Raw genomic sequence first — 19,753 nt, forward strand, 5'->3', positions numbered from 1 at the left:
ATTGACTGAGTACAATTTACAATGGACAATTAGTGGCAGTATATAAATCCTGAATGGAAAGATTTATCTAGGAAGTTCTAAGGACAAGATTCTTCTCTGCGTTCAGAATGATAATGTCACATTGTTATATTATGTGTATATTTTGATACTTTGGGTAATAATTAACTAATCATTATTAACCCAAGGAGGTACAGAATGGAAAAAGTAAAATATTTGATTATAGGAAATGGAATAGCAGGACTTTCAGCAGCTAAGGAAATAAGGAATAATGATAATCAAGGTAGCATCACTATGATTTCAAGCGAAGCATACCATACTTATTATAGAGTAAGATTAACTGAATATCTATCAAAGGATTTCAGGGAGGAAGAACTTTTAGTAAATAAAGACAGTTGGTATGAGGAAAAGAATATTAAGGTGTTGTTAAATAAAATAGTTGAAAAAATAGATATAGATAATTCTAAAATAAGACTAGATGATGGTGTAGAAATAGGCTATGAAAAACTATTACTAGCTACTGGTAGCAGACCCTTTATACCTCCCATAGCGGGAAAGTTTAAGCAGGGAGTATTAGCATTGAGGACTTTAAGAGATTTAAGGTATATTCGAAATTATTTTGATAAATGTAAAAATATTACTGTAATAGGTGGTGGGCTTTTAGGATTAGAAGCAGCCTGGTCTTTAAAGAGATTAGGGAAAAATATCAGTATTGTTGAATTTGCCCCCTATTTATTGCCTAGGCAATTAGATGAAGAATTATCAAATAAATTAAAGGAAAAATTGGAGGAGGAAGGCTTTAAAATCTATCTATCTTCAGCAGCTGAAGAAATACTGGGGAAGGATAGAGCTAATGGAATATTATTAAACAATGGCAAGGAACTTAAAACCGATGGGATACTGTTTTCAGTTGGCATAAGACCAAATGTAGATTTAATTAGAGATACTAAGATAGAGTTTAATAAAGGAATAATCGTTGATAAAAATTTAAGAACAAATATAGAAAATATTTATGCAGCGGGAGACGTAGTCGAAATAGATGGCTCAGTAATAGGATTATGGACTTCGGCAAATGAGCAAGGAAAAGTGGCAGGCGCTAATATGTCAGGGAAGCTTTTAGAATATACTGAAGCAAAACTGTTCACTTCCTTATTATTAGGAGATATTAAGCTGTTTTCAGTAGGAGAAATAAGAGAATTTGATAGATTCTTTGAATACAAAGATGAAAGTAAAGATATCCACCATAAACTATTTACCACTAGAGGAAAACTTACCGGCGGTATACTATTTGGAGATACCAGAGATATGGGTAAGCTAAAAAGGTCAGTTACAGAGAAAATAGATATTAATTCTTATTTGGAAGACAATATACAGTTTAAATAGAATAATATCCATATTAAAAGTGTGACAGTAACTGTCACACTTTTAATATGGATTAAATTAATAGAGCTGTTAACTATAAGTATTGAAAATATCCCTAAATTAAAATTCTTCAACTATAGAATCTCTTATTGGTCTTGGTGGAATATAATAACTACTAACAGATACAGCAGCACTTAAGCAGGTGATTATAGTGATAGTTGATAATAATAAAGCAATTTTTTTCTTCATAGCTATTTTTACACCTCCCTGTTTAATAAGTTTTCAATTAAATTTTTTGTTTCTAAATTATCGTTTTGCTCTATAAAATTGTAAAGAATTTTTAATATAATAGCAAAATCTTTAGTCATTTCTATATTATAAATTTGAGTTCTATAGTTTTTTGCTAAAAGATTAATTTTATCAATTTGTTCTGTTTCTATATAGAAATCCATCAGTTTTAAAAAAATATCTTGAAATGAATTAATCTCTTCATTATTTTTTGATAATTCAAGAGCCTTATTTAGGTATTTTTCATAAGAATCATATTCCTCTAAAAAATAATATATCTCGGATAAACCAAATAGAATTTCAGGTAGGTATGAGGAGTCTTTATCTATAATTTCTAGATAATCTATTACTTTAACATGGTATTTTTCTACTTCTTCTCTACACTCCTTATGGGTATAGGTTTGCATTATGTTTATATATATTAAACACATTTCTTCAGGATCATCAAAATCTTCAATTATTTTTAATAGTTTATTATAATTTCTTAATGCACCATCATAATTTTCTATCTGGGAATTACAAATTCCTTCCAACATTAATATTCTTTTAATTTCACGATAGTTTTCGTCATATATATAGTATTTAGCATATATTAATTGTTCTAAACATTTACTATAATCCTTTTTATGATAATAAGCTAGTCCACTATTATAATAAAAAATGCCTTTATATTTATAAGGAATGTCATCCTGAGTCGATAGGGCAAAATTACATAATCTAATAGCCTCATCAAATTTTTCAGTTACAATACAATTATAGACCAGTTTCAAGATAATCTTGTAACGTTCCTTCATATATGGGTATTCGTAGGAAACCTCTAAAGATTTTAGATAATAATAGTATTCCTTATTTGAATCTTTAGCATTATAATAAATATCTCCTAACAATTCATAGGCTTTAACCTTTTTATCGATAAAATTCCATTTATTTAGGAAAGTTTCAATTTCATTTAATTCTTCTATATTGAATTCATAGTTTTTTTCAATTAAGTGATGCTTAATTTTATCAATATACACATTAGCCCGTTTCCTTGCTTCGTATCTATCTGGATTGAGAATATCTTCCGGTTGAATATATATGTCCATACCCTTCTCGTGAATAATTTTATTTATATTTTTTGAAATAATATTAGCAACGTTATAATATATAGGCGTTCTATCATTTTCTATAAGACTTATTAAATTTCTAGTAATTTGGTCACCAGCCAATTGGTATTGTCTTAAATTTAAATCTTTCCGTATTTTTTTTAAATTTTCACCTATGGTAATCTTATCTTCTTCCATATTCTCCAACCTTTATAATATATTTTCATTGAATAAAATTATATCATATAAATCAATTTAAGTAAATATATTTACATATGATTATATTGTGATATACTTATAGTATAAGTATATAATTTTAATGATGTACCAGGGATGGTCTAGATTGTGTGTTGGGTCTTTATGGGGTAAGGACTATTTCCTGGTACATTTATGCAAAAATAATTAATCGCAATTTATGCAATTGCAGAATCCGTATTATATTGATATGATAGTAGTAAATAATTGAATGAGGGGTTATGATTGTGAGCAAGAAAATAAAAACAGAGGAAATTTATGCCATTTTAAAAAGAAGAATTATTGAGTTAGATTATGAACCAGGAGAAGTTCTTAATGAAGTAGATATAGCTGATGAATTTAATATCAGTAGAACACCAATAAGGAAGATTTTTCAACAATTAAATACAGATAAATTACTTAATATAATACCCAGGTTTGGTGCCCAAGTAGCACCTATTGATTTTATGTATATGAAATCAGTCTTTGAGGTAACTCGAATTCTTGATCCTTTTGCGGCAAGATTAGCAATAGATAGAATTACCGATGAACAGCTGAAAGAGTTAGAAACTATAGTTGAGAGACTTGAGACTTATGACATCACTGCAGATTATCAAAAAGCAATTATTGATGATCAAAGATTTCATGATATTATATTTTTAAGTAGTGGCAATCCATGTTTGCAAGAAGTCCTTCTTAGTCTACATAGTCATACTGAAAGATTATGGCATTACTCTCAACGCTATTTTGATTCTATGGATTTGTTTACCGATAGTTTAGGCAATGTTTTAAAGGCTATAAAAGAGAAAAATATGGATAAAGCAGAAAGATATACAAGAGAACATATAGATGCTTTTGTGGACAAAATAAAACAAGAATTGCTTTAGTTTTGGCTAAAGTTCAGTGAAGAAGCAGCCTTAAAGTTTATCAAATACTTTAAGGCTTTTTTATTAATTATAAATTCTAACAATACTTTTTTAAAACAACTTGACTTTCTCCAATTAAAGCTATAAAATATTCCAAAGCGTAGAATAGGACGAGTAAATTTTTTAAGGTCAACAGAGATAGAAGTTCATAGGCTGAGAAACTTCTTTGATACACTAAATTGAAAACCCCCTAGGAGCTCAATCCTGAATTCTAGTAAGGATTTGCGTTGGCTTACGTTACAGCTATTAAATAATATTTATTTGTTATTAGGTGGAAACGAGAAAAACACTCGTCCTATTAAGGACGAGTGTTTTTATAACGAATGGGAAAGTTCTTAGATAAAGATATTAGTTAATATGGACTTTCCGTATATGAGTTTCAAGAAAAGCTACCCTGTTATGTTTTGTAGGAGCTTTTCTTAAATTAGTATAGGAGGGATATATATGGTAGAAGATATAATAGTGGCAAAATTTGGAGGAAGCTCTTTAGCTAATGGGACTCAATTTGCTAAGGTTAAAGAAATTGTAACATCAGATAGCAGGAGAAGATACATAATACCTTCAGCACCGGGAAAAAGAAATTCAAAGGATCATAAAGTTACTGATTTACTATATATGTGCCACCAGCTTGCATCTCATGGATTAAATTTTGATGAAGTTTATAATATAATTGAAAACAGATTTTTAGATATATGTAGAGATTTAAAATTAGAAATAAAGATAGATAAGATATTGGCAGAGATTAAGGAAGAAATAAAAGATGGTGCTTCTAAAGACTACTGTGGGAGTCGCGGAGAATACCTTAATGGCATTATATTATCTGAATATCTTGGCTTTCAATTTATAGACCCTAAGGAAATTATATTATTTGATGAAAATGGAGAATTTGATGAAAAAAGGACGGAAATACAGGTAAAGGAAACTTTAAAAGAAACCACTTATGCTGTGATTCCAGGATTCTATGGTGGCAAACCCAATGGTGAAATAAAGACCTTTTCAAGAGGAGGTTCAGATATTACCGGTTCTATTATTGCCAATGCAGTAAAATCTAAACTCTATGAAAACTGGACAGATGTATCAGGATTTTTGATGGCAGATCCCCATATAGTAAAAAGTCCTAAGACAATCGAAAAGATTACATATAAGGAGCTTAGGGAACTTTCCTATATGGGGGCTCCAGTCCTTCACGGAGAGGCTATTTTTCCTATAAAAAACTCAGGAATACCAATAAGTATTAAAAATACCAATTTTCCAGAGGAACCTGGAACTATGATTTTAGATGATTTTTCAGAGGTAAGTTATGTTGGAACTATAACAGGAATTGCGGGAAAAAAGAACTTTACAGCCATATCTGTAGAAAAGACATTAATGAGTATGGACAAGGGTTTTTATAGAAAACTTGTATCCGTATTTGAAACTAATAATGTGTCTATTGAGCATATGCCTTCCAGTATAGACTCAGTTACGGTAATAGCAGCTAATTCGGAAATAGGATCTAAATTAAATAAGGTAGTGGAAGAAATACGGATTTATTGCAATCCAGACAATATAGTTTGTTATACAGATATGGCCCTTATTGCAGTAGTAGGCAGAGGGATGATAAAGACAAGGGGAATATCTGCAAAAATATTTATGGCTTTAGCTCAGGCCAAGATAAACATAAGGATGATTACTCAAGGGTCTAGTGAATTAAATATAATAATTGGCATCAAAAATGGTGATTTTGAAAAGGCTATAAAATCTATATATGATGCTTTTAACAAAAATGGAGGGATATAATGTGAGAAAATTTAATATTGCAGTTATAGGGGCTACAGGATTAGTAGGAAGCACTATACTTAAACTATTGGAAGAAAGGAATTTTCCCATTGATAATTTATTCCTATTTTCTTCTAGAAGATCTGCAGGAAACAAATTAAAATTTGAAGAAAAAGAATATATAGTAGAAGAATTAGAAAAAAAATCTTTTAACAGGGATATAGACATAGCGTTTTTTGCTGCCGGAGGGACTGTCAGCAATAGGTTTGTTCCTATTGCAGTCAAAAAAGGAATACAAGTAATTGATAATAGTAGCGTATTTAGAATGGACAAGGATACTCCCCTTGTAGTACCTGAGGTCAACCCGGAAGATATAAAATTTAATAGGGGGATAATAGCAAACCCCAATTGTTCGACAATACAATCCGTACTCCCCCTTAAACCTATATACGATAAATATGGGATAAAAAGAGTCATATACTCAACATATCAATCGGTATCAGGATCAGGATTAGGAGGAATTAAAGATTTAGAAGAAGGAAATATTGAATTTTATCCTTATCAAATTCAAAACAATGTATTTCCCCATATAGATGATTTTTTAGACAATGGTTATACGAAAGAAGAGATGAAGATGATAGATGAAACTAAAAAGATATTAAAAGATGATAATATTGGAATAACAGCTACTACAGTAAGGGTACCAGTAAAATATGGCCATAGTATTTCTATAAATGTTGAATTAGAAAAACCTTTTAAATTGGAAGAACTAAAGAAGGATTTAGAGGATTTTGATGGAATAGTAGTAAAGGATGACATAAAAAACAATATTTTTCCTATGGCAATAGATGTTGAAGGCAAGGATAAGGTGTATGTAGGTAGAATAAGGAGGGATTTTAGCTTAGATAATGGCCTTAATATTTGGGTAGTGGCAGACAATATTCGAAAGGGAGCAGCTACTAATGCAGTACAAATAGCAGAGTTGGTAACTGACAAATTTGAATAGGAGGAAAGAAAATGTTAAATATTGGTCTTCTAGGCCTTGGAACAGTAGGACAAGGAGTAGTAGAGATAATTTCCAAGAGGAAAAAAGAATTGGAAGAATTACTGAATAAGAAAATAAGAATCAAAAAAATATTAGTTAAAAATATGGATAAAAAAAGAAATATAATCCTTCCAGAGGATATTCTTACAGATAATTTTAATGATATTATAGAAGACGATGAAATTCAATTGATTATAGAAGCCACCAGTAGTTTAGGGGAAGGTTATAGATATGTTAAGGAAGGATTAGAAAGGGGAAAACATGTAGTTACAGCTAATAAGGCCATAGTGTCCAGATATTTTGAGGAATTAACAGCTTTAGCTTTAGAAAATAGGGTAGCCTTCTTATACGAAGCCAGTGTAGCAGGTGGAATACCTATATTAAAGCCTTTAAAAGAACATATTCCTCTAAATAGGATAAATGAAATACAGGGGATTTTAAATGGAACTTGTAATTATATACTTACCAAAATGTTTGAGGATGATTTAGATTATGATGAAGCCTTAAAGATTGCCCAAGATTTAGGTTATGCAGAATCAGATCCAGTGGCAGATGTAGAAGGTTACGATACCTTGAGAAAATTAAGGATATTGAGCAGCTTAGGACTTCAAAGGAAAATTCTAGAAGATGATATCCTTTTAGAAGGAATAGATAATATCAAATCTTTTGACATAGAACAAATAAAAAAGCTAAATAGTGTCATAAAATTAATAGGTGAAGCCAAACATTATGAAGATGGATATGTGGCAATTGTTTTGCCAACAATTGTGGCAAAAGATACTTATTTTTCTACTATTAATGGAGCTTTTAACTCCATATCCTTTAAAGGAGACAATGTAGGAGAATTGAAATTCTATGGACCAGGGGCAGGAAAGCTCCCTACAGCAAATGCTATATTAACAGATGTATTAGACATAGGATTGAATACCTATAGAAATAAAAATCTCCTAGGAAAAAAGAGGCTTAAAAACTATAATTACAGCATGAAAGGAAGATTTTACCTGAGGATTCCAAAAATGGATTGGAAAGTGGAAAGAGGATTAGAAGAGATAACAGAAGAAATTTTAGGACAGAACAAATACATAGGAATAAAAACCAAGGAAATAGAATTAGAAAGAATTTATGGAATCATCAGAACATTAAATATTAAGAAAAAAGAGTATTTCTTAGGAAGATTTCTTTAGTAGAGGTGAAGAATATGGAATATTTTAGCACCAGAAATAAAGAATTAAAGGTAAGTTCAAGTCAGGCTATTTTACAGGGAATGTCCAGGGATGGAGGGTTGTTTGTGCCTATATCTTTACCCCTAATAGAGGATTTAGATCCCTTAATGGATATGGATTATAGGGAAATGGCTTTATTCATTTTAGAAAAGTTTTTCCCCCAACTAGGTAACAAAAATCTTAAGGAAGCTGTAAATAGGGCTTATGATACCAAATTTACCAATGAAAAAATAGTGGATTTGAAAACTATAATGGGAGTAAACTTTTTAGAATTATTTCATGGGCCAACCTTGGCCTTTAAAGATATGGCTTTATCCATATTGCCTCATTTGTTAAAATTTTCGAAAGCTATAGAAGGAATAGACAAAGAAATAGTAATATTAACTGCTACTTCTGGGGATACGGGAAAGGCAGCATTAGAAGGATTTGCCCATGTAGAAGGGATAAAAATAATAGTTTTTTTCCCGGAAAAAGGTGTAAGTAAAGTTCAACAGCTTCAAATGATAACCCAGGAAGGAGAAAACACCTTTGTAGTGGGAATTAAGGGGAATTTTGATCATGCCCAAAGTGGTGTAAAGGCCATATTCAATGATGAAAATTTTAAAGAAGAATTGAAAAAAGATAATTATATATTATCGTCAGCTAATTCCATAAACATAGGAAGATTGATTCCCCAGATAGTCTATTACTTTTATTCTTATTGCCAATTAGTGAAAAGGCAGGAAATAATAAAAGGAGAAAAGATAAATATAGTAGTTCCTACAGGCAATTTTGGGAATATACTTGCAGCATATTATGGAAAACATATGGGACTACCTGTAAATAAATTAATATCTGCTTCAAATAATAATAATGTTTTAACAGAATTTTTTAATAAGGGTAAATATGATAGAAGAAGGGAATTAATTCTCACCTCATCTCCCTCTATGGATATATTAATATCTAGCAACTTGGAAAGATTATTATTCCAATTAACTGGGGAAGATGAAGAATTGGTAAAGGATAAAATGAAGGAGCTTTCAGAGAAAGGGTATTATGAAACAGTGGAATTAGACACTAGTGAGTTCTATTCCAATTATGCAGATGAAGAAGATGTTAATAGGAGTATAAGAGATGTTTTCATGGAAGGAGATTATCTAATAGACCCCCATACAGCAGTGGCTTATAGTGTATATAAAAAATATAAAGAGGATACGAAAGATGAGACAAAGACCATAATAGCCTCTACTGCCAGTCCCTTTAAATTTGGTAAAAAAGTAGCTTCATCTATAGGAATAGATATAAGGGGGAAGGATGAATTTTTTATCCTTGAAGAATTATCAAAAAAAACTGGTATAAGTATACCGGAAAATATAAAGTCTCTAAAGGACAAGCCAATTGTTCATAAAAACATATCAACAAAGGAAAATATGAAAAATATGATAAAGGGATTTTTAAGGGTTGGTGATATTTATGGTTAAAGTAAGGGTGCCAGCTACCACTGCAAATCTTGGACCAGGATTTGACACTTTGGGATTAGCCCTTAATCTATATAATGAATTTACATTTGAAGAAATTCCAGAGGGATATAAAATCAGCGGATTTAAAAAGGAATATGGTTCAACAAATAATTTAGTTTATAGATCTATTAAGGAGACTTTTAGGGAAATTGGCTATACCCCCACAGGAATAAGTATAGATGCAAATACAAATATACCTATTTCTAGAGGATTAGGAAGTAGTGCTTCCTGCATTTTAGCTGGAGTTATAGGAGGAAATGAATTGGCAGGGAGGCCTTTAGGAAAAGATGAAATATTCCAATTGGCAACAAAGATAGAAGGCCATCCAGATAATATTGCTCCGGCACTATTTGGCGGACTTGTAATATCCCTCATGGAAGAAGAGAAGGTAATTTACAATAGAATTGAGGTGGCTAAGGGAATAAAATTTATTGCCTTAATATCAGATTTTACATTATCCACTAAAGAATCTAGAGAAGTATTGCCATCTATGGTAGAATATAAGGATTGCATAAACAACATAAATAAAGTAGCTTTGCTCATATCAGCTCTTACCAATGGTAGATTTGATTTACTAAGATACGCCTTTGAGGATAGATTACATGAACCCTATAGAGGAAAACTAATCCCGGATTTCTTCAATATAATAGAAAAATGCAAGAAAATGGATAGTTTAGGGGTCTATTTAAGCGGTGCTGGACCTACTATAATGTGTATTATTGATGAAGATAATGAGGAGTTTACGAAGGAAATAAAAGCTTATCTTCATACTTTAGACCAACCATGGAACATTAGGGAATTGAATATAGATTTAGAAGGAACTAAGATAATATAAAGCCCATGCCATGGGCTTTTTTTTATGGAGAAAATTCAAGTTCCTTAAATAAAAGTATAAAAATGGAACATAAGATGAAATAGAAAATAGGTATTGACAAAAGATTAGCTTTATGAAAAAATATAAAGTACACAAATGAAATACAGATGAAATACATTAAAAAAACAAAACGAAAACATTATTAAATATTTAAGTAAGGAATTCATCCAATATCTTGATTATTGATTTTAAAAAGCCAGTCAATAGGTTTATGAAAGGTGGGATTGTTTGAAATATAGAATTGTAACAAATAATCCATTGGCAAAAAAAGAGTTTCATAATGTATGTTTTATTGAGGGCTCATATGAAGATGTATTGTTAAAAATCAGAGATTTAGTTTATGAAGGCCTGGATTTAATAAGTCACCCTTTAGGTGCTAGTATGAGGATGTTGTACTCTCCTTATCGTTCTATTGTAGTTGGACAGAAAAACGAAGCAATAGACCTTTTTCATATTGAGATTATTGAAAATAGCATAATGAATTATAGAAAAAATTTGGAAGGAAGAAAAATAGACTGGGTACATGCAGAGGACTATGCTTTAATTGACAATGAACTTTTAAAGTCCACCCTTGAGGACTTAGAATTTAGTTTTAATAAAGGTATCTAAAAATTTCGGAGGTGATTTTATTGAAATTAGAACTTAGAAGGATTCATATTAAGGACATCCAATTTGGGAAAACCACTAAGGTTAAAGATGGTGTTTTGACAGTGAATAAAGAAGAATTGATTAACAAATTAAAAGATGATGAGAGAATTAAAGATATTAAAGTTGATGTGGCAAGACCGGGAGAAAAGGTGAGAATTATACCGGTAAAAGATGTAATTGAACCTAGAGTTAAAATTGAAGGTTCGGGTAATGGTTTTCCAGGTGTATCAACTAAAATGGCTCAATTAGGTGAAGGCAAAGTAAATATATTATATGGAGCAGCTATCGTCACCGTAGGAGACATAGTAGGATTTCAAGAAGGGGTTATAGACATGTGGGGTGAAGGGGCAAAATGGACTCCCTTTTCAAAAACGTATAATTTAGTATTGGATATTACTCCTGTAGAAGGATTGGATCCTCATTCCCATGAAGCAACAGTTAGGTTAGCTGGTCTTAAAGCTGCAGAATTTGTAGGTAAGGCAGGCAGAAATGTTGAACCAAATGAAGTGCTAACTTATGAAATAGGAAGTCATGCAGAAGAAACTAAAAAATATCCAAATTTACCAAAGGTACTATATGTAGAAATGCTAATTTCTCAAGGGTTACTCCATGATGGCTATATCTATGGGGTTAATAGCCAAAAAATATTGCCAACTTTATTACATCCAAATGAAGAATTAGATGGGGCTGTAATCAGTGGTAATTGTGTTGCTGCCTGCGATAAAATTACTACCTATCAACACCAAAACAACTCAGTAATATTAGATCTATATGCACAACATGGAAAGACATTGAACTTTATGGGAGTTATATTAGCACCTGAACTCACTACTTTAGAAGGAAAGTTTAGAACTTGCGATTACACTGCAAAATTATGCAAAATGATAGGTGTTGACGGAGTCATAATATCAGAAGAAGGATATGGTAATCCAGATTCAGATCTATTGATGATCTGCAAGCGATTAGAGAATGCAGGTATAAAAACCGTATTAATCACAGATGAATGCTCAGGTAGAGATGGAAAGAGTCAACCATTAGCAGATACAGCTAAGGAAGCAGTAGCTGTTGTGTCAGGAGGAAATGTAAGTCATGTTGTTACGCTACCACCTGCTGATAAGGTAATAGGAAATGCAGAAGCTATAGCAACTTTAGCAGGAGGCTGGGATGGCGCATTACTTGAAGATGGAACTTTAATGTGTGAATTAAATGCTGTAATAGGGGCTACTTCAGAGATTGGCTATCATTACTGTACAGCTAAACTATATTAATAAATATTGAAGGGAGGAAGGAAGATGGCTGAAAAATTTAAGGTATTATACTATGTAAACCAGTTTTTTGGACAAATAGGTGGAGAAGATAAGGCTGGAATGGAACCTATGTATAAAGAAGAAACTGTAGGACCAGCAATGGGCTTCAACAGTAGCTTAAAAGGCGAAGGAGAAGTAATTGGAACCTTAATATGTGGTGACAACTATTTTAATGAAAATAAAGAAGAAGCATTGGAATATATTCTTAAGGTTATAAAAGATAACAACCCTGATATTGTTGTTACAGGTCCAGCTTTTAATGCAGGTAGATATGGAATGGCTTGCGCAGAAATTGCTAAAGCAGTAGTAAAAGAGTTAAATATTCCAGTGGTTTCAGGTATGTATATTGAAAATCCAGGATTAGATGTTTGTAAAGATATTGCAATAGTAGCAGAAACATCTGATTCAGCAGCAGGTATGCGTAAAGCATTACCAGTTATGGCTAATCTAGTAAGGAAAATTGCCAAAGGAGAAGAATTAGGGCTTCCAGAGGAAGAAGGCTATATTCCTCAGGGCAAAAGGCTAACGGTGTTTGCTGAGAAAAGGGGTTCCCAAAGAGCAGTTGAAATGTTATTGGCAAGGTTAAATGATGAAGAATTTCAAACAGAATTGCCAATGCCTGTATTTGACACTGTAGATCCAGCACCAGCAATTAAAGACTTAAGCAAAGCAACCATTGCATTAGTTACTAGTGGAGGTATGGTTCCTTTAGGAAATCCCGATAGAATCCAATCAGCTAGTGCCCAAAAATGGGGTAAATATGATGTAAGTGGTAGGGATGCTCTTACTGGAGAATATTGCACAATCCATGGTGGATTTGATCCAGTATATGCTAATGAATTACCTGATAGGGTAGCACCCTTGGATATATTGAAGGAATTGGAAAAGGAAGGTTATATAGGAAAAGCATTTGAATATTTCTATACAACTACAGGTACTGGAACATCTGTTGGAAATTCAGTTAAATTTGGTACTGAAATAGGTAAGGAGTTAAAAGAAGCTGGAGTAGACGGTGTTATCTTAACATCAACCTGAGGCACCTGTACACGTTGCGGTGCAACAATGGTAAAAGAAATAGAAAGATATGGTATACCTATAGTTCATATGGCAACAATTACTACTATTTCAGAATCAGTAGGAGCTAATAGAATAGTGCCCACTATTGCAATTCCCCACCCAGTTGGAAATCCAGACCTTCCTGCTGATGAAGAATTGGAGTTAAGGCGTAGAATGGTTAGGAAAGCCTTAGATGCTTTAGGCACAGAAGTAAAAGAGCCAACACAATTTGAATAAAAGTTTTATTTTAGTCCACTCCCTTCCTTCACCTCTCCTTTGGGAAGAATGGAACTAAAATTAAGATAATAAATAAATAATCTTATAATAAATCCTGTTGGATCTTTTACTCTCCTTTGGATGGAATAAGAATTAATCGCTTATTTAGAAGAAATTAATTAACTACAAGTGGAAGCAGTGTAATGGATAATCTATTGCACTGCTTCAATTTTTAATTGTAAACTGTATGGAATATAGTAACAACATTGACATATTTAGAAAAGATAAACTACTTGTAATTAACGGGAACATGATATAAAATTAACAATAAATAGGTGGACGTAAACTATTATGAGGAGGAATTTTTATGGCATCTTTAATTAGTAAAGATGGATTAATGTCCCCTTTCTATAAGGAGATTTTTATAGAAGCATTAAATGCTTCTTCTGATGGAATATTAATATCTGATAATAAAGGGAATGTACTCTATGTCAATCATGCCTATGAGAATACAACTGGATTAAAAAAAGATGATTTATTGGGTAAGAACTTAAAAATACTGTTAGAACAGAAGCTTTTCAATACTGCAGCTTCTCTTTCTGTATTAGAAAATCAAAAGCCTTTTTCACTTATTCATCAATATGTTACTGGCAAATCCGCTTTAACTACTGCCAATCCTATTTTCGATGAAGATGAGAACCTTATAGGAGTAGTATGTAATACTAGAAATGTTACTGAACTTGTAAGCATGAGAAAGGAATTGGAAGAAACTAAAGAGCTAACTCAAAAATACTCTGAAGAGTTGCAAAAACTTCGAGAAGAGCAATTAAAATGTGAAGGTTTAGTTTACAGAAGTCAAACCATGACGGATACCCTTAAATTTGCCTTAAAAACAGCAGCTTTTGATAATACTGTATTAATTGGTGGAGAATCGGGTACTGGTAAGGAGGTATTAGCAAAGTTTATCCATCAACACAGTCCAAGAAAAGAAGGACCTTTTATTAAAATTAATTGCTCAGCTATACCAGGAGAATTATTTGAATCTGAATTATTTGGATATGTTCCTGGTTCATTTACAGGCGCTTCTTCCCAAGGTAAAACTGGAATGTTTGAGCTTGCCGATGGAGGAACCATATTATTAGACGAGATTGGCGAGTTGGATTTATCAGTTCAGCCTAAATTATTAAGGGTGTTACAAGAGATGGAAGTCCATCCTGTAGGTGCTGAAAAGTCTGTAAAAATAGATGTAAGGGTATTAGCCGCTACTAATGTGAATTTAGCAGATGCAGTTAAAGAGGGACGTTTTAGGGAGGACCTTTTCTTTAGATTGAATGTATTGCCAATTAAAATTCCACCCTTAAGAGAACGAAAGGAAGATGTAATTCTAATTGCTTCATATTTCTTAGAAAAATTGAACAGAAAATACAAAAGAAACATTACCTTTACTTCTGAAGTAGAACATATATTGACCAACTATTCATGGCCAGGCAATGTAAGAGAATTGGAAAACTTAGTTGAATACCTTTTTATTGTAAACCCAAAGGATCAAATAACCGTAGAACAGCTTCCATCCTGGGTACTAACGGAACATGTTATGGAAGAATATATTTGTGAAGATGGCGATTGTACTCCAAGGTTAAATTATATGTTAGATATGTATGAAAAAAATATTATTACTATTGCATTAAGAAAACATAATTCAGTGAAAGAGACAGCAAAAACCCTAGATATTCACCCGTCTACTCTGTTTAGGAAGATAAAAAAACATAATATTAACACTGATTTCTTAGATTGATATATTTTTTTGATTTAGAGTCGCAATTTTGCGATTATGGAAAACTGGATTGCAAATTTGCAAAACCTTGTAAACGACAGGGTTTAAGAATATGTTATAATATACCGTTGCAATTATGCGACTCCATTAATAAATAAAAAGGCATTACTTTGGCTAAATTCTCCCTTTTTAAATCTTGGCACGGCACTTGCTATATATAAGGGCAAGAAGTTCAATACTCAATAAAAAAATAATGAACTAAATAAATTAGTGTGGAAGAGTATTGAAAATAAAAATTAAAGGGAGGATTTATAAATGATAAACGAAAAGTTTGTTGACAAAGGTGGACAATATAATTTTGATACTGAATTATTAGAAAAAGCTTTTGAAGAAGCACGAAAGATCTACAGAGAAAGAGGGTTTCAAACTAGAATGGGCTATGGCAAGGCTCCTGCAGTAACAACTGTAGATATGGCAAAAGCTTGGATGTCAGATGGCCATCCATTTACATGCGAAAACAATGTTGAAGTTTGTGCTAATGCACTTAAAGTATTAGAAGCAGCGAGAAAATCTGGAGTACCTATTTTCCATACAACTACTGGATACGTAGGAAAAGAACAATGGGATCTACCAAGATGGGATGAAAAAATTCCTATGCACACATTAGATATTAACTCAGAATGGATGGAAATTGATCCTAAATTAAAACCAAGACCAGAAGAACCAGTTATCCACAAAAAATATGCAAGTAATTTCTTTGGAACACATCTAGCTCAAACTTTAGTTAAATTAGGAGTTGACACTGTAATAGTAATGGGAGCTACTTCCTGTGCATGCGTTAGACATACAGTAATGGATTCAACAGGATATGGGTTTAAAACCATAGTTCCAGAAGGAACAGTGGGTGATAGGGTGCCTGGGGTTATTGCTTGGAACTTATTTGATATGGACGCTAAATTTTGTGATGTTGAACCACTTGAAAATGTAGTTAAATATTTGGAAAGCATAGATCCAAAAGTATATAATAGATAATAAAAAGAATTTATATAGCAATTTGATTGAAATTATAGGGGATACAACTAGATTAAAGTAGTATCCCCTATAATTAAATTATCTTTTTCTAGAACAGGAGGATGGATATGGGTTTACTAATTAAAAATGGGAATATCATAACTTCCCAAAATGAATATATAGCAGATATACTCGTGGAAGGAGAAAAAATTATAGCTATAGCTAAAGATATAGACCCAGAGGGGCATGAAGTAGTTGATGTAACAGATAAATACGTTTTTCCAGGAGGCGTTGACGAACACGTACATTATAATTCCTTTAATTCCTTAGGATATGAAACTTCCCATGCGGCTTTAGTTGGAGGAACAACTACAGTTGGAGATTTTGTTGTTCAACCAGCAGGAGTAGGTTTAAGGGATTCCATAATAAACTATAAAAAAGAATTTCTTGATGGTATTGCAACTCCCGACTATGTGCTTCATGGAATAATCATGGATCCATCAGAAGAATCCGTTACTGACTTGGTTAACATGCCTTCAGTTGGCGTTTCTTCCGTTAAACTATTTATGGCTTATAAAGGCATGCCCTATTATGTATCGGATGAATGGATATTTAAAGCCCTTTGTAAAGGTAAAGAAGCTGGAGTTACCATTATGGTTCATGCTGAAAATGCGGATATTATTGATGTATTAACGAAGAAACTCATAGCGGAAGGAAAAACTGAGCCAAAATATTTTGGTGATTCTAGACCAGTATTATCTGAAGCAGAAGCAACTTCCAGAGCCATTTATATGGCCAGAATAGCTGATGCTCCATTATTTGTTGTTCATGTAACAAACCGAGAAGCTGCAGAAGCCATTAGAGCAGCCTATAATGATGGGTTATCTGTATATGGTGAAACCTGCACACATTATATGATGTTAAATGATGAAAATTTGGCTAAACCCAATTTTGAAGGAGCAAAATATGTGTGTAATCCGCCACTAAGGCCACAATCAGACGTAGATTTCATGTGGGAAGCTATTAACAAGGGATGGCTAACTAGTGTTGGTTCAGACCATTGTGCTATTATGGGTGGATTTACAGAGGGTAAAGTAAAGGGAAAAAATGACTTCAGCAAAATACCGCCAGGTTCTCCAGGGGTACAGGAGCGCCTATATATGCTGTGGACCTATGGAGTAGAAACAGGAAGAATTACTCGTCAAAAATTTGTGGAAGTTTGTTGTACAACACCTGCAAAGGTTTGTGGAATATATCCGCAAAAGGGTGATATTATGATTGGTTCCGATGCAGATATAGTAGTTTTTGACCCAAATTATAGAGGTGTTATTAGTAATAAAGATAGTCTCTCAGGTTCGGATTATTGTACCTATGAGGGATATAAACAAAAAGGGATAGCTGAAAAAGTATTCTTAAGAGGAAAATTAGTAGCCGAAAATGGTAAATTCGTAGGTGAACTCGGTAAAGGAAAACAAGTAATGTCAAAACCATATGCTTATTGTTATGAGAAATTTAAGGAGCAAAGATGAATAAAATCGTTTTAGATAGATATTTTTAACTATTATTTTGATATAAGCATGAAAGAGTATGAAAATCATAGAAAGATTACTTAGAAAACAAGAAAATAATCTAAAATTGAAAAGCGGTAATTTAAAGGGGAACTCTATTGAAGAAAGGGTTCCCTCTTCATATTACAATTATTAATGGATTCCAAGCTAGGTTATAATAGTAGAAACTCTGGTCTTGTTATTTACAAAGAAGGTCAAAAATGCAATAATATTAGTAATATACAAAGGCGGTGGAAATATGGATATTCAATTTTGTGGTGCGGCAAAAATGGTTACTGGGTCAAATTTTTTACTTACTACAGATAAATATAAGATTTTAGTAGACTGTGGTATGTTCCAAGGGAATGAAGAATTAGAAAGGATGAACTTTGAACCTTTTCCTTATAATCCAGCTGAAATAGATTATTTAATATTATCCCATGCTCATATAGACCATAGTGGAAGAATACCAAAACTTATAAAAGATGGTTTTAAAGGCAGAATAATATCAACAAAACCAACTTTTGATCTATGTAAAATAATGCTTATGGATTCAGCAAAAATTCAAGAAGCAGATGTAGAATGGGAGAATAGGAAAAGACAAAGGGCTGGGGAAAAACCAATTGAACCCTTATATACCATAGAAGAAGCGGAAATCAGCTTAAAATTCTTTGAAACCTATTTATATGGTCAAAGGATAATAGTAAATGAAGATATAGAGTTGATGTTTAGGGATGCAGGGCATATGCTAGGTTCATCTATTATAGAATTATGGATTAGGGAAAAAGGAGATTATTTAAAAATAGTATTTTCTGGGGATTTAGGAATGCCTAATAGGCCTATCATCAATGATCCAGAATATATTGATGATGCTGATTATTTAATAATCGAATCTACCTATGGAGACAGAATCCATGAAGAGTTTAACAGGAGTACCGAAAAGCTGGTAGAGATAATAAATAAAACTGTAATTAGAGGAGGCACTGTAATTATACCTTCTTTTGCTGTAGGCAGAACTCAAGAGTTAATCTATAAATTGAACAAATACTATGAATACAACGAAGAAATAGAAGAATATATGAAGATTCCTATCTATGTAGACAGCCCCATGGCTGTAATGGCAACAGAAGCTTTTCAAGCTAATTCTAGTAGTTTTGATGATGAGGCAAAAGGGCTTATATTAAAAGGTGACAATCCATTCCAGTTTCCTAATTTAAGGTATGTAAAAGATCAAAAAGAATCTATGGCGTTAAACAAATATAAATTTCCTAAAGTGATCATTTCTTCTAGCGGTATGGCAACGGCTGGTAGAATTAGACACCATCTAAAGCACAATTTATGGGATGAAAAAAATAGCCTAGTATTTGTAGGTTATCAGGCAGAGGGTACATTAGGGAGGATAATATTAAATGGGGCTAAAAGGGTAAAAATATTAGGAGAAGAAGTAGCTGTAAAAGCTGAAATCTATGATCTGGAAGGTTTTTCTGGCCATGCTGATCAAATTATGCTCATTGACTGGATAAGAAAACTTAAAAAGAAGCCAGAAAGAATTTTTATTGTCCATGGTGAAGAAAAGTCCTCCAATACTTTGGCCAGTTTAGTAAAAGAAGAGTTTAGTATTGAGACCATAATCCCAAATATAGGAGATAAATTTAATATAGAGAAACAAAGCGTTGAATTAACTAGAAGAACATTGAGGGAACCATTAGATTTGGAGCAGAGTATAATGAAAGATTTAGAATACATATACAATCAATTCCAATCCTTAAATACTAGGAAAGACCAATTAATAGATCGAAAATTATTAGAAAAGGAATATGATTCCCTTAAAAATATATTGATACTGCTTCAACAAAATCTTATGGATTTAAATATGATGATTGGGAAATAAACTAGGAAGAAG

The 19,753-nt window shown here is 32.3% G+C and carries 16 protein-coding genes and 1 other annotated feature; of the genes, 14 read left to right on the plus strand and 2 right to left on the minus strand.

Annotation, left to right across the window (positions count from 1 at the left end; genetic code table 11):
- Positions 1-195 precede the first annotated feature (195 nt).
- Positions 196-1,380 (plus strand): NAD(P)/FAD-dependent oxidoreductase, encoded by a 1,185-nt coding sequence (locus CUL_RS0111620; RefSeq protein ID WP_025641856.1) that lies wholly within the window; start codon positions 196-198, stop codon positions 1,378-1,380.
- A gap of 99 nt (positions 1,381-1,479) precedes the next feature.
- Here the strand turns inward: CUL_RS0111620 and CUL_RS19950 are convergent, their stop codons facing one another.
- Entirely contained in the window at positions 1,480-1,608 is a 129-nt protein-coding gene (locus tag CUL_RS19950) for a hypothetical protein (RefSeq protein WP_269077332.1), read from the minus strand.
- 8 nt (positions 1,609-1,616) lie between these two features.
- On the minus strand, positions 1,617-2,930 hold the full coding sequence (locus tag CUL_RS0111630; protein WP_025641858.1) for a helix-turn-helix domain-containing protein: 1,314 nt from the start codon (positions 2,928-2,930) through the stop codon (positions 1,617-1,619).
- A 278-nt stretch (positions 2,931-3,208) separates the two neighbouring features.
- Here CUL_RS0111630 and CUL_RS0111635 point away from each other — a divergent pair, with 278 nt between their 5' ends.
- The 13 genes from CUL_RS0111635 to CUL_RS0111700 all read left to right on the plus strand — a co-directional run bounded on the left by CUL_RS0111635 (position 3,209) and on the right by CUL_RS0111700 (position 19,741).
- On the plus strand, positions 3,209-3,853 hold the full coding sequence (locus tag CUL_RS0111635) for a GntR family transcriptional regulator (RefSeq protein WP_236616471.1): 645 nt from the start codon (positions 3,209-3,211) through the stop codon (positions 3,851-3,853).
- 131 nt (positions 3,854-3,984) lie between these two features.
- Positions 3,985-4,193, plus strand: a binding site (T-box leader).
- Between the two features lie 143 nt (positions 4,194-4,336).
- Complete coding sequence (locus CUL_RS0111640) at positions 4,337-5,671, plus strand: aspartate kinase (RefSeq protein WP_005586925.1); 1,335 nt, start codon at positions 4,337-4,339, stop codon at positions 5,669-5,671.
- Positions 5,658-6,656, plus strand: a complete 999-nt coding sequence (locus tag CUL_RS0111645; RefSeq protein ID WP_035143216.1) for an aspartate-semialdehyde dehydrogenase — start codon at positions 5,658-5,660, stop codon at positions 6,654-6,656. The genes CUL_RS0111640 and CUL_RS0111645 overlap by 14 nt, the downstream gene beginning before the upstream one ends.
- 11 nt (positions 6,657-6,667) lie before the next feature.
- Positions 6,668-7,879, plus strand: a complete 1,212-nt coding sequence (locus CUL_RS0111650) for a homoserine dehydrogenase (RefSeq protein WP_005586927.1) — start codon at positions 6,668-6,670, stop codon at positions 7,877-7,879.
- Positions 7,880-7,893: 14 nt separating this feature from the next.
- Positions 7,894-9,378: a threonine synthase gene (gene thrC, locus CUL_RS0111655; RefSeq protein ID WP_005586928.1), complete on the plus strand. Its 1,485-nt coding sequence runs from the start codon at positions 7,894-7,896 to the stop codon at positions 9,376-9,378.
- Positions 9,371-10,252, plus strand: a complete 882-nt coding sequence (thrB, locus tag CUL_RS0111660) for a homoserine kinase (protein ID WP_025641862.1) — start codon at positions 9,371-9,373, stop codon at positions 10,250-10,252. Before thrC ends, thrB begins: the two co-directional genes overlap by 8 nt.
- 267 nt (positions 10,253-10,519) lie before the next feature.
- Complete coding sequence (locus CUL_RS0111665; protein WP_005586931.1) at positions 10,520-10,900, plus strand: GrdX family protein; 381 nt, start codon at positions 10,520-10,522, stop codon at positions 10,898-10,900.
- A gap of 20 nt (positions 10,901-10,920) precedes the next feature.
- Complete coding sequence (locus CUL_RS0111670) at positions 10,921-12,207, plus strand: glycine/sarcosine/betaine reductase component B subunit (RefSeq protein WP_005586933.1); 1,287 nt, start codon at positions 10,921-10,923, stop codon at positions 12,205-12,207.
- A 24-nt stretch (positions 12,208-12,231) separates the two neighbouring features.
- Positions 12,232-13,539 (plus strand): glycine reductase complex selenoprotein B, encoded by a 1,308-nt coding sequence (gene grdB / locus CUL_RS0111675; RefSeq protein WP_081722846.1) that lies wholly within the window; start codon positions 12,232-12,234, stop codon positions 13,537-13,539.
- Positions 13,540-13,885: 346 nt separating this feature from the next.
- Positions 13,886-15,313, plus strand: a complete 1,428-nt coding sequence (locus CUL_RS0111685; protein WP_025641866.1) for a sigma-54 interaction domain-containing protein — start codon at positions 13,886-13,888, stop codon at positions 15,311-15,313.
- 294 nt (positions 15,314-15,607) lie between these two features.
- Complete coding sequence (locus tag CUL_RS0111690; protein ID WP_005586937.1) at positions 15,608-16,324, plus strand: isochorismatase family protein; 717 nt, start codon at positions 15,608-15,610, stop codon at positions 16,322-16,324.
- 107 nt (positions 16,325-16,431) lie between these two features.
- Positions 16,432-17,832, plus strand: coding sequence for a dihydropyrimidinase (gene hydA, locus CUL_RS0111695; RefSeq protein ID WP_025641871.1), 1,401 nt, complete (start codon positions 16,432-16,434; stop codon positions 17,830-17,832).
- 277 nt (positions 17,833-18,109) lie between these two features.
- Entirely contained in the window at positions 18,110-19,741 is a 1,632-nt protein-coding gene (locus CUL_RS0111700) for an MBL fold metallo-hydrolase RNA specificity domain-containing protein (protein ID WP_005586938.1), read from the plus strand.
- Positions 19,742-19,753: the final 12 nt, after the last annotated feature.

The organism is [Clostridium] ultunense DSM 10521, from assembly GCF_000511955.1.
GTDB classification, from domain to species: Bacteria; Bacillota; Clostridia; order Tissierellales; family Tepidimicrobiaceae; genus Schnuerera; species Schnuerera ultunensis.